Below are 12,397 nucleotides of genomic sequence, written 5' to 3' on the forward strand. Positions count from 1 at the left end.
CTTAAGCTGACCCCGAATTTCATTGAGTCAGCGCCTGGTTATCGTTGGCAATCTGACAATAAGGAGAGGGTCGCCATGTTTCTTTCTGCCTTGGAACTTCGCAACATCATTGAAAGCAGTTTCCTGCCTAAACGCTGTTTATGTACGTTATCGCCTGACCTTTCCATGACCATCAAAGTGTTTTCCGACGGCGTGACGGATCAGGTCGACCTGGTCAAATCCGGTATAGACGCCAGTCATCTTAACGGCAGGCGAGAGATCAACGAGCTCATTGCGGGGCTGCGCTCCGATATCGATCTCCATGCACACAAGCAAACGCTGCACCCGGACCGCAAGGCGCTTTAAGCTCTGACGATAACCGCCGGCGATCTGACTATTACTCAAGGGTCTGGCCTGACAACAGGCCAGACCCTTTGTCGTCAGTTCTGCAAGCTGCAAGCATCCGACAATTTGCGATAGCTGATTTGCGCAGGTTGCCCGGCGTTGTCGATGTATTTCATTTCAGCCGTCACCACTTTGCAGTCCATGGTCGAAGGCTCCGTCAGGGCCACCACCTTGGCGACGTGCAGGGGCATCCCGTAATGGTAGGGCACCGCTTGGCTGGTACCTGCGTCATTGGCATGGGCGATGCCGCCCCAGGAAATACTGGCAAGGGTGGTGGCGAGCAATATCGTTTGCATTTTCATGAGCGTACTCCAGCGCAGACAAAGGTCAGCTCGACCGTCAGGATCGAGCGGTCCGCACTGGGCTGTCAGGCAAGCTGCAGGCGTGCGGTCCAGTCAATTATTGGACCGCACAGTTAAGCGATGGTTAACCTCGCCGTATGCCACCTGTCGGCTGGAGGCTGCTATTTCAGGTTTATTGCAGCTGATGCCGATACGGCAAGTCCGGCCCGGTCCTGGTGCACGTCAGTGCCGCTGCGCTCACCGCAAACCTGAGCATTGCATCAGTCTGCTCGCGTTCTAATTGCTGCAAACCCTGCACCGAATCCAGTTGCCGCTCCGTCAGCCAGGCGATCAACGCCGCCTGGAAGGTATCGCCGGCACCGACGGTGTCGGCAATCTCCACGGCGCAGGCCGGTACCGACCAGGCGCCGTGTCGACGACTGAACACCGTCGCACCTTCGCCACCGCGAGTCAGGAACACCAGCTGACAGCGATGCTCCAGCCAGCCCTCGATCACCCGCTGCGGGTCCTGTTCGGGATATAACAGGCTCAGGTCCTCGTCGCTGACCTTGATCAGGTCGGCATGCTCGACCAGCATCGCCACTCGCGAGCGCCACAATTCGATGTTCGGCTCTGGATTGAGCCGCACATTCGGATCCAGGCTGATCAAGCGCTTACCGCTTTCCCTGCGCACCAATGCCAGGAGGGTATCGGCAACCGGCTGTACCACCAGCGAGTAGGAACCAACATGCAGGCCGCGTATGTAGGCCGGCAGCAGCGGAAGATGGTCGAGGCGCAGCTGCCGGTCAGCGCAACCTTCGCCCCGAAAGCTGTAATGCGGCGAGCCATTGGCGCCCACGGCGACCATCGCCAGGGTAGTGGGCGCCGCGAATTCCACCACGAAGTCGGTAGCCACACCTTCGTCCTGCAACACCTGCTGCAAACGCTTGCCCAGGTAATCGCTGGACAGCCCGGCAAACAGCGCGGCCTTTACGCCCAGCCGACGCAAACCCACGGCCACATTGAACGGCGAACCACCAGCAATGGCCTTGAAATTTACTTTGGACGCCAGGCCACTGACGTCTTCTTCACTGAAAAAATCGAACAGCGCTTCGCCACACACCAGATACATGATTATTCACTCTTCAAAGGGTTGCGACATGCTGTCGGTAACGTTTGTACAGCGGCTCATACGCGGCGACATTGGCGGCGACCGGCAGGGTTTCGCTGCTCAGGTCGAGTTGCACGCAGCGCTCGCACAAGACTTTGAGGCTGACGGCTGCTCCATCTGCCAGTGACACGCACCAGGCCGCCTGAATCGCCGCGCCCAGTGCTGCCGCCTCGCTCTGATGGGTGCAGATCACGGGGGTGTCCATGATGTCTGCCACCATCTGTCGCCACACCGGGCTTTTCGAGCCACCACCCGTCAGGCAGATGCGTAGGCTTTGTAAGCCATCGAAGCGCAGCAGGTCCAGTCCGAAGCGCAATCCGAACGTCGTGCCCTCGACCACTGCGCGGCAGACATTGGCTTGTGTCAGGTTGGTCAGGCTCAACCCCAGCAGGCTGCCTGTGGCATGGGGCAGGGCGGGCACCCGCTCGCCGTTGAAGAAAGGCAGCAGGCACACGCCTTCGGCCCCTATTGGTGCCTGCGCCACCCGTTGGTTGAAACACGAGACATCCAGTTCGAACAGTTCGCGTATTGCCGAGGTGGCGTTGGTCAGGTTCATGGTGCAGATCAGTGGCAACCAGCCACCGCTGGACGAACAGAAAGTGGCCACCGACCCATCGAAGCTGACCCGTGGCTGGTCGGCATAGGCATACACCGTTCCCGACGAGCCCAGGCTCATGGTGATGGCGCCGGGCTGAATGTTGCCAGTGCCAATCGCACCCATCATGTTGTCACCGCCGCCGCTGGCAACGCGTGCCTGCGGGTTGACCCCCAGGAGTGCCGCGATGTCCGGCCTGATGGTGCCGACTGGCTGGTCGGCGCCGACCAGTTCGGGCAGCGCCGCTTCCAGCCTCCCGGAGGGATCGATCTCGCGCAGCAACTGCGTATCCCACTGGCGCGTGCGAACATCGAAGTAACCCGTGCCGGAGGCATCGCCATATTCACTGCAGCAACGGCCTGTGAGCCAATAATTGAGGTAATCGTGGGGCAACAGGATATGGGCGATGCGGGCAAACACTTGCGGGTGATGGTCCCGAGTCCAGAGCAGTTTGGACAGGGTATAGCCTGGGGCGATTACCACGCCCAGTCGCTCCAGAGAACCCTTTTCCCCGCCCAGCAACGCCAGCAGGCGATCGTTCTGCGGGGTGGACTCGGTGTCGCACCATAACCTGGCCGGGCGCAGTACCTGACCCTGGTGGTCCAGCAGCACCAGGCCATGTTGCTGCCCGGAGACGGCGATACCCCGGATGCCCTGACCGTCGACATTAGCCGCCTGCAATGCGCGGCGTGTCGCCAGGGCAAATGCATCGAGCCACTGACCGGTGTCTTGCTCGCGTCGGCCGTTGGCCCCACTGATCAGGCTGTGCTCCGCGGCGCCCTGACCCAGCACCTGACCGCTGTGGGCGTCGAGGATCAGGGCCTTGGTGCCCTGGGTGCCACAGTCGATGCCCAGGTATAGCTGTTGATGTGCCATGGTTGATCCTTGGTGTTTCATCTGAACCTTGGTGAGGCTGATCGCGAGCAGGCTCGCTCCCACAGAACTGAGGCTACGCCAGGACCCGCTCCAACGTGCGTGTCACCCCCACCTCGCGCAAGCTGTTGCAGCACCATTCGAACGCCGCGACAAACTCGGGCGACTGCGCGATGGCCGTACCGAAAATCTCCTCAACCCCCAGCAAGCGCTGAGTCACCAGCGCATCATCGGCCACCAATGCCTGGCAGAACATCGCCCGCGGATCTGGGATCGTGTAGGTATCGCCATTTTCGTCGACCCCTTTCAAGTAAAGGGCCCACGCCGCCACCACCAACGCGGCCCGCCGGGTGTCGCGGCCATCGGCAATGAGTTGGTTGATGGTCGGCACGGTGAATTTGGGAAACTTCGACGACCCGTCCGAACACACCCGCTCCAGTTGATCGGCTATCGCCTGATTGGAGAAGCGTGCCACCAGCGTGTCCTGGTAATCCGCCAGGTCGATGCCTGGTACGGGCGCCAGTTGCGGGGTGACGTCCAACTGCATGTAGGCGCGCATGTAACGCACGAACAACGGATCGTTCATCGTCTCGTGGACGTAGCGATAACCTTTGAGGAAGCCCAGATACGTCAACGCCAGGTGGCTGCCGTTGAGCAATTTGATCTTCATCTCTTCGTAGGGCGTCACGTCGTCGGTGAACTGCACGCCCACCTTTTCCCAGGCCGGGCGTCCGTTGACGAAATTGTCCTCCAGGACCCATTGCACAAACGGCTCGCAGACCACCGGCCAGGCATCGTCCACGCCATGCCGGTCGGCCAGTTGCAGGCGATGGGCGGTGCTGGTCATGGGCGTGATGCGGTCGACCATGGCGTTAGGGAAACTTACGTTGGCGGCGATCCACTCGCCCAGGTCAGCGTCGTGCAGGGCGGCAAAGGCCAGCAGGGCCTTGCGGGTGACGGCGCCGTTGTGGGGCAGGTTATCGCAGGACATCAAGGTGAACGCCGCAATACCCGCTGCGCGGCGGCGGGCCAGCGCTGCGCAGAGGAAACCGAACACGGTCTGCGGCGCCTGCGGGTGCGCCAGGTCGTGCTGGATCTGTGGCAGCTGCGCCATGAACTCGCCGCTGCTGTCATCGATGCAGTAGCCGCCTTCGGTGATGGTCAGCGAGACGATGCGAATCTGCGGGTCCGCCAGCCGGTCGATCAAGGCTTGCGCACCGTCCTCGGCCAGCAGCATGTCGCGGATGGCACCGACAACCCGGATTTCGGTGTCGTCGGTATCGCCCAGTTCGTACAGGGTGAACAGGTAATCCTGGCCCTTGAGGTCATCCCGGGCGCGGCGGTCTTCGCCGCGCAGGCCGACGCCGCAAATGGCCCAGTCCAGGTCAATGCCCAGGTTCATCAGCGCATCGGTGTAATACGCCTGGTGCGCCCGGTGGAAACCGCCGACGCCAATGTGCGCGATACCCTGGCGGGTGTCGCTTAAGGCGTAGGCCGGCAGGCGCACTTCGGCAGCAAGGTGAGGCAAATTCTGTTTGTTGAGTTTCATCACTGGCTCTCGCAAATCAGGCGGCGGCGCGCAGCGGGCGGGTCAGCGCCACGCCGTCGGCATCGAATAAATGGCAGTGCTCGGCATCCAGGTGCAGGCTCAGGGCCTCACCGTAACGGCTGGCCAGATCGCCGCGAACCCGCATGGTCAGGGCCTCACCGGATGTGGTCAGCACGTGGCAGAACGTATCGCTGCCAAGGCGCTCGCTGACATCGGCAGTGACCTGCAAGGTGCAATCGCCGGTGCGCGCCAGGTTCAGGTGCTCGGGGCGGATGCCCAATGTCACCGCGCCGCCGACGCTCAGGCTGGCGCCGCTCAGCGGCAGGTTGATGCGAGTGCCGGCGTCCAGCAGCACTTCGCAGCTTTGGCTGTCGACCCGGGTGACCTTGCCCTTGAGGAAGCCCATTTTGGGCGTGCCGAGAAAACCGGCGACAAACAGATTGGCCGGCTGGTGATACAGGTCCAGAGGCGAGCCGACCTGTTCGATCCTGCCGCCATTGAGCACCACGACCTTATCGGCCATGGTCATGGCTTCGACCTGGTCGTGGGTCACGTAGATCATCGTGGCTTGCAGATCCTTGTGCAGGCGCAACAGCTCCAGGCGCATTTGCACCCGCAGCGCGGCGTCGAGGTTGGACAAGGGTTCGTCGAACAGGAAGATCTTCGGGTTGCGCACGATCGCCCGGCCGATAGCCACCCTTTGACGCTGGCCGCCGGACAGTTGCTTGGGCTTGCGCTCCAGCATCGGTCCGAGCTCGAGAATGCGCGCCGCTTCGCCGACTTTTTTCTCGACCTCGGCTTTGGGAACGCCGGCCAGGTCGAGGGCGAAGGACATGTTCTTGCGCACGCTCATGTGCGGGTACAGGGCGTAGGTCTGGAACACCATGGCCAGGTCACGCTTGGCCGGGCTGACTTCGGTGATGTCGCGGCCATCGAGCTCGATGGTGCCGCCGCTGACTTCTTCCAGCCCGGCAATCAGGCGCAGCAGGGTGGATTTGCCACAGCCCGAGGGGCCGACGAAGACCACGAATTCCTTGTCGTTCACTTCCAGGTCGATGCCCTTGATGATGGAGAAGCCTTCGAAACCCTTTTGCAGATTCTTGATTCTAAGGTTGGCCATGATGATGGGCCTCCACGTGTTTTATGCGTTAACCCGGACTGTTCCGCAGGAGCGAGCTTGCTCGCGAAAAACGTCCGGACAATGAGTGCTTTGAGGCAGCGCGCGTTATCGTTCACGTCCATCGCGAGCAAGCTCGCTCCTACAGGGGAACGCGTGGTGGGCGATCGTCATTTCACCGCACCAAATGACAGGCCGCGCACCAGCTGTTTCTGGCTGATCCAGCCAAAAATCAGGATCGGCGCGCAGGCCAGGGTCGAGACTGCCGACAACTTGGCCCAGAACAGTCCCTCGGGGCTGGAGTACGAAGCGATCAAGGCGGTCAGCGGCGCGGCTTTCGACGAGGTCAGGTTCAGCGACCAGAACGCTTCGTTCCAGCACAGGATGAGCGACAGCAGCACGGTAGAAGCCAGGCCACCCTTGGCGATAGGCAGCAGCACGCGCACCATCTCCTGCCACAGCGTTGCGCCGTCCAGGCGCGCCGCTTCGAGGATGTCCTTGGGAATGTCCTTGAAGTAGGTGTAAATCATCCAGACCACGATCGGCAGGTTGATCAGCGTGTAGATCACAATCAGCGCGATGCGCGTATCGAGCAGGCCGAAGCTCTTGGCCAGCAGGTAGATCGGCATCAGTACGCCCACCGGTGGCAGCATCTTGGTCGACAGCATCCACAGCAGCGTGCCTTTGGTGCGCCGGGTTTCATAGAACGCCATCGAGTAGGCCGCCGGCACCGCGATCAGCAGGCTCAAGGCGGTGGCGCTGAAGGAAATCACCACCGAATTCCAGGCGAAGCTGAAGTAATCGCTGCGCTCATTGATGTGCAGGTAATTCTCCAGGGTGGGGCTGAAAATGAACTGCGGCGGCGTGGCGAACGCATCGATCTCAGTCTTGAAGCTGGTCAGCACCATCCAGAAAATCGGAAAGAAGATCAGGATCGCGATAGCCCAGGCCAGGGTGCCAAGCAGCAGGCTTTGCAGGCGACGGGATTGTTGAAGGGTCATGGCGCAGGCCTCAGGCTTTGTCTGTCAGGTTTTTGCCGATCATGCGCACCAGCACGATGGCGGCGATGTTGGCGATCACCACCGCAATCAAGCCACCGGCGGACGCCATGCCGACGTCGAACTGCACCAGCGCCTGGTTGTAGATCAGGTAGGCGAGGTTGGTCGAGGCATAACCGGGGCCGCCATTGGTGGTGGTGAATATTTCGGCAAACACCGAGAGCAGGAAGATGGTTTCGATCATCACCACGACGGCAATGGGGCGTGCCAGGTGCGGCAGCGTCAGGTGCCAGAAAATCGCGACCGGCCCGGCACCGTCCAGGCGCGCAGCTTCCTTCTGTTCCTGGTCGAGGGACTGCATGGCGGTCATCAGGATCAGAATCGCGAAGGGCAGCCATTGCCACGAGACAATGATGATGATCGACAGCAGCGGGTAGTGCGCGAGCCAGTCCACCGGTTGCGCGCCGAACAGTTTCCACACGTAGGCAAGAATCCCCGACACCGGGTGGAAAATCAGGTTCTTCCAGATCAGCGCACCGACGGTGGGCATGATGAAGAACGGCGAGATCAGCATCACCCGCACGATGCCGCGCCCGAGAAACTCACTGGCCTCGAGCAAGGCACTGATCAGCACCCCAAGCACTACGCTGATCAGCAGCACGCTGCCGACCAGCAACAGCGTGTTGGTGGCGCCCGGCATGAACCCGGAGTCCGTCAGGAAGTAGGTAAAGTTTTCCAGCCCGATAAATTCGTTTTCACCCGGGTTAAGCAGGTTGTAGCGAATCATCGAAAAGTAAACCGTCATGCCCAGCGGTACGATCATCCACAGCAGCAACAACGCCACCGAGGGGCTGACCAGAAACCAGCCAGGGTTGGCCAACCGGCTCTTACGCACCGGTTGGGGAATATCCATGTGAGCTTTGGCAGTCGAAGTATTCATGGCGATAGAACCGATTGGGAACAGGCAGATAAAGATCTGTAGGCGCGAGCTTGCTCTCGATGGTGGGTCAGATAAATGGGTGTCGCCTGACACACCATCGCGAGCCAGCTCGCTCCTGCAAGGGGACGCGGGTTACTTCGGATAACCCGCGCGCTTCATCTCTCGCTCGGTGGTTTGCTGCGCCGCCGTCAGCGCCTGGTCGACCGAGGTCTGGCCAATCAGCGCCGCCGAGAACGATTTGCCGACCTGGGTGCCAATGCCCTGGAACTCGGGAATGGTCACCAACTGGATGCCGATGTAGGGCACCGGCTTGAGGGTCGGTTTGCTCGGGTCCGCAGCCTTGAGGGATTCAAGCGTGACCTTGGCGAATGGCGCGGCGCTCATGTAAGCGTCGCTGTAAGTCGAGGCCCGGGTGCCAGGTGGTACGTTGGCAATGCCATCTTTTTCGGCAACCAGTACGCCGTATTCCCTGGAAGTGGCCCAGGCGCTGAAGGTTTTCGCCGCCTCCTTGGCCTTGGAGCTGGTGGGTATCGCCAGTGCCCAGGAGTACAGCCAGGCCGAACCCTTGTCGGTGACCTCATGCGGCGCGAAGGTAAAGCCCACGTGCTCGCTCACTTTGCTCTGGGTCTTGTCCGTGACGAACGAGCCAGCCACGCTGGCATCGACCCAGATCGCACATTTGCCGCTGTTGAACAGTGCCAGGTTTTCGTTGAAGCCGTTGCTGGAGGCGCCCGGTGGCCCGGACTTTTTCATGGTGTCGACGTAGAAATTCAGCGCATTTTTCCACTCCGGCCCGCTAAATTCAGGCCGCCATTGCTCATCGAACCAGCGAGCACCGTAGGCATTGGCGAGGGTGGTGACCAGCGCCATGTTTTCGCCCCAGCCGGCTTTGCCGCGCAGGCAGATGCCGTACTGCTCTTTATCCTTGTTGGTGAGTTTGCTGGCGAATTCACCAATTTGCGTCCAGGTAGGGCGCTCGGGCATGGTTAGCCCGGCTTCCTTGAACAAATCGGTGCGGTAATAGGTGATCGAGCTTTCCGCGTAAAACGGCAGGGCATAGAGCGACCCTTTGACCGACAGGCCTTCACGGACCGAAGGAAAGACGTCTTCCAGGGCATAGTTGGCCGGCAGATCCTTCATTGGCTCCAGCCAACCCTTGGCGCCCCAGAGTGCGGCTTCGTACATGCCAATGGTCAGAACGTCGAACTGACCGCCCTGAGTGGCGATGTCCGTTGTCAGCCTTTGACGCAGGACATTTTCTTCCAGCACCACCCAATTGAGCTTGATCTCCGGATGCTCGGCCTCGAACGTTTTCGAGAGTTTTTGCATGCGGATCATGTCGCTGTTGTTGACGGTGGCGATGGTCAGGGTCTGGGCAGCCAGGCTGACGCTACTGAGGGTCATGCAGGTGAGGGCAAGCAGAGCTTTTACAGAAGGTTGCATCGTGCACTCCTTTTCTGCAGCCAGAGGACGGCAGACGGATGGTTATTGTTTTTGTGTCTTCCGGTGCTGGGAAGTCTGTGCACTGATTACAGCCTTCTATCGATGGCGTGACAAATCATCCATCGCACTTGCATCGATACTATTTTGCACTGGCGCTCAACCAGAATTCTGTTCGGTCAGGCGCTGCACCGCCAACCGCCGGTAATGCGAGGGGGTCATGCCCTTGAGTTGCTGGAAGCGCCGATTGAAATTGGAGATGTTGTTGAACCCGGACTCGAAGCACACATCGGTCACAGGCTTGTCGCCATCGGCCAGCAGCTCGCAGGACTTACTGATGCGCAGGCGGTTGACGAATTCGATGAAACAGCGCCCCGTGGATTGCTTGAACACTCGACTGAAGTACGTCGGCTTCATGCCCAGGTGCTCGGCAACCTCCTCCAGCGGAAGCTCCCGGGCGTAGTGCGCAAAGATGTAATCAACCGCTCGGTTAGTGCGGTCGACGTTGTGCTCGTCGGCCAACTGCGGCGAGGTGGCGCCGGACAGCAACTGAAAGTCGTCAGAGGCTGCCAGCAACTCCAGCAGAATGAAAAAGTGCCCCAGGCGCGTGACGCCGCGGGTATCGGCAATGCGTTGCATCAGGCCCATGGCCTGGCGGATGGTGCGCTTGCAGCGAAATTCAATACCGTATTGCGCACGCTCCAGCAGCGGCGCCAGGGTCTTGAGTTCGGCGAACACCAGGTGGCCACTGTCGAACAGCTCGTCCGTGAAGTTGACCAGCATGTCGCGCTTGGGCACCACTTCGTCCTCGGCCACCTGGCTGATCCAGTTATGGGGCAGGTTGGGGCCGGTGAGGAACAGGCTTTGCGGGTAGAAGTTGCCAATGTAATCGCCGATGAACACTTTGCCGGAGCTGGCGACGATCAGGTGCAGTTCGTATTCCTTGTGGAAATGCCAACGTACCAGGGGGCAGGGGAAGCCATGCTGGCGATAGATGATGGACAATCCGTTATGGTCGTCCATCAACTCGTAGGAAGGGTCGGTGACTCTGGCTGCTCGGGTCATGTCAGGGCACTTTCAGAATATTCGCCTGCCGATCATGCCTCTTTCCGAGCCGGAGGCGCTACCCGCAGTCTCACAGGGTTACTGAGGCTGACGGTTTTTCGCTTCGATCCACTGCGACATGTACTGAGTGCTCTTGTGCTGGTGATGGCGCAGCATGCTGCCGGTAAAGTTGTCGCGCCGGATTGAGCCCAGGTTTCGACGACATTCTTCAATTCGTCTGATCAGCGCCGGGCCATGCTCCGCCTGGCGATAGCGCAGCCCGAGCAATTGCAGGCCTTTGGCCTGTGCGTCCAGCCAGCAGGTGCGGTCGTTGTGCAGTTGTACCGCGCTGTCGGCAAACGCCTGGGCCGTGCGGGTAATTGCACCTGGCCAGGGTTCCAGGCCGTGCATGCCTTCTGCGCCAACCGGCGTTGTGACATTCGGCGTGCCGCACAGCATCGCATCCACCAGCTTGCCCTTGATACCCGCGCCAAAGCGCAAGGGAGCCAGGCACACCCTGGCCGCGGACATGACTTGCAAGGCATCCTCGGCCCAGTTCATTACATGAAAACCCTGGGCGGCGTTGTGCAGTGCGGTTGCCTTGGGCGGTGTGTAAGCGCCATAGATGTGGAGCTGGGCAGCGGGCAATTGCTGGCGAATCAACGGCCAGATCGTCGTCTTGAGCCACAGCACTGCATCCCAGTTCGGCGCATGCCGGAAGTTACCGATGCTGAGAAAATGCGCGCGGTCTTCGAAGCGAGTCGCTGGCCGGGTGGGCACATCGATCATCAGCGGACACCAGTGCAACAATTCACGGGGCACCTTGAATTGCTGCACCAGCAAATCGATCTCCACCTCGGAGATCATCAGCGTCAGGTCGCAACGATAAATGGCGGCAAGCTCACGCTTGGCCAGGTCAGCATCGGCCATGAGTTCGAATTCCTGCCGTAACGCGGGGGCAAACAATTCGTTGAAGTCTTCGAGGTCAGCGCTGGCCTTCAGGCGCTCCTTGAGGCGTTGGTGCCTGGCGTGACGCAGGCTCTGCAGGTCTGACGTTTCCAGCACTCGCAGTGCATTGGGGCAGTGCTTTTCTACCCGCCAGCCGAATTGTTCTTCCATCATGAACTGGTCGAACAGCACGACATCCGGGGCCAGCTCACTGACAAACGCGTCGAAACTGCTGTTGTTGAGCTCGATCGGCACCTGGCGAATGCCCAGGGCGGTGAGGTCAGCCGGGTGCTCGCCAGCACCTGCCGGGCTGCCGAACGTAATGTCCCAGCCCTGGTGCAGGAAGGTTTCGAGGATTTGCATCACATGGCCGCTGGCCGCCGAGGAGCGGGGCTCGGGCCAAACGTAACCAATCACCAGGACTTTGGTTGCGCGGGGCTGACTCATTGAGGGTGGTTCCTTGAAGCGGGCAGGGGGGGGGCATGCGGAAAAAAGCGCGCAATTAAAGCACAGTCCGCAGCGATCCTGGCGCTATGAGGGTTTAGCTGGCGGCCTGCAGGATGCCCTTGACCTTGTCCCGCAGCGCATCGATCGAGAACGGCTTGCCAATCAGGTGCATGCCCTCAGGCACATCAATGTTTTCGGCGTAACCGCTGGCGAACAGGATCGGCAAGCGGGCACGCAGCTGACGCGCCTTGTCGGCCAGCTCACGCCCGTCCATGCCCGGCAGGCCGACATCAGTCATCATCAGATCGATGGTTTGCCCGGCGTTGGCCAGGAACGCCAGCGCCTGCTCGCCGCCATCAGCCTCCAGCACCTCGAATTCCAGTTCCTCCAGTACATCGACGATCAACATGCGCACGATGTCGTCGTCTTCGACTACCAGGATGATGGACGCGGCGGAAGACATAATAGGGTTCCCAAAGATTGAAATGGTGTTGGCCGGTCGATCAGATTCGCCGGAGTCTTGCTTGAGTAAACGGCGGGGCCCGACAAGTTCCCCTCGTGCTGAAAAAAGAATAGCTGCTCAAGCGCGGGAAGGATAACCGCTCCTTGG

12 protein-coding genes are annotated in these 12,397 nt (G+C 60.5%); 1 reads left to right on the forward strand and 11 read right to left on the reverse strand.

What is annotated here, in order from left to right:
* Positions 1-75: 75 nt before the first annotated feature.
* Positions 76-345, forward strand: coding sequence for a DUF1652 domain-containing protein (locus EQV97_RS03035; protein WP_122840505.1), 270 nt, complete (start codon positions 76-78; stop codon positions 343-345).
* Positions 346-419: 74 nt separating this feature from the next.
* Here EQV97_RS03035 and EQV97_RS03040 read toward each other — a convergent pair whose 3' ends face one another.
* From EQV97_RS03040 to EQV97_RS03090, 11 genes are all read right to left on the reverse strand, one after another.
* The gene (locus EQV97_RS03040) at positions 420-686 is read right to left on the reverse strand and encodes a DUF2790 domain-containing protein (protein ID WP_122840504.1); all 267 of its coding nucleotides are present in this window, start codon (positions 684-686) and stop codon (positions 420-422) included.
* A gap of 172 nt (positions 687-858) precedes the next feature.
* Positions 859-1,797, reverse strand: coding sequence for a carbohydrate kinase (locus EQV97_RS03045; protein ID WP_240888362.1), 939 nt, complete (start codon positions 1,795-1,797; stop codon positions 859-861).
* A 13-nt stretch (positions 1,798-1,810) separates the two neighbouring features.
* A complete protein-coding gene (xylB, locus tag EQV97_RS03050) occupies positions 1,811-3,307 on the reverse strand; it encodes a xylulokinase (RefSeq protein ID WP_240888363.1) in 1,497 nt (498 codons plus the stop codon).
* 73 nt (positions 3,308-3,380) lie between these two features.
* A complete protein-coding gene (locus EQV97_RS03055) occupies positions 3,381-4,853 on the reverse strand; it encodes a mannitol dehydrogenase family protein (protein ID WP_240888364.1) in 1,473 nt (490 codons plus the stop codon).
* Positions 4,854-4,869: 16 nt separating this feature from the next.
* On the reverse strand, positions 4,870-5,973 hold the full coding sequence (ugpC, locus tag EQV97_RS03060) for a sn-glycerol-3-phosphate ABC transporter ATP-binding protein UgpC (RefSeq protein WP_122840500.1): 1,104 nt from the start codon (positions 5,971-5,973) through the stop codon (positions 4,870-4,872).
* Positions 5,974-6,140: 167 nt separating this feature from the next.
* Positions 6,141-6,971 (reverse strand): carbohydrate ABC transporter permease, encoded by an 831-nt coding sequence (locus EQV97_RS03065; protein ID WP_240888365.1) that lies wholly within the window; start codon positions 6,969-6,971, stop codon positions 6,141-6,143.
* A 10-nt stretch (positions 6,972-6,981) separates the two neighbouring features.
* A complete protein-coding gene (locus EQV97_RS03070; RefSeq protein WP_225570463.1) occupies positions 6,982-7,881 on the reverse strand; it encodes a sugar ABC transporter permease in 900 nt (299 codons plus the stop codon).
* Positions 7,882-8,040: 159 nt separating this feature from the next.
* Positions 8,041-9,351: a sugar ABC transporter substrate-binding protein gene (locus EQV97_RS03075; protein WP_240888366.1), complete on the reverse strand. Its 1,311-nt coding sequence runs from the start codon at positions 9,349-9,351 to the stop codon at positions 8,041-8,043.
* 156 nt (positions 9,352-9,507) lie between these two features.
* Positions 9,508-10,413, reverse strand: a complete 906-nt coding sequence (locus EQV97_RS03080) for an AraC family transcriptional regulator (protein WP_122840495.1) — start codon at positions 10,411-10,413, stop codon at positions 9,508-9,510.
* A 78-nt stretch (positions 10,414-10,491) separates the two neighbouring features.
* A complete protein-coding gene (locus tag EQV97_RS03085) occupies positions 10,492-11,787 on the reverse strand; it encodes a glycosyltransferase (protein WP_240888367.1) in 1,296 nt (431 codons plus the stop codon).
* A 94-nt stretch (positions 11,788-11,881) separates the two neighbouring features.
* On the reverse strand, positions 11,882-12,250 hold the full coding sequence (locus tag EQV97_RS03090) for a response regulator (protein ID WP_045061169.1): 369 nt from the start codon (positions 12,248-12,250) through the stop codon (positions 11,882-11,884).
* Positions 12,251-12,397: the final 147 nt, after the last annotated feature.

Source organism: Pseudomonas sp. TMW22090, assembly GCF_022496665.1.
GTDB classification, from domain to species: domain Bacteria; phylum Pseudomonadota; class Gammaproteobacteria; order Pseudomonadales; family Pseudomonadaceae; genus Aquipseudomonas; species Aquipseudomonas gregormendelii.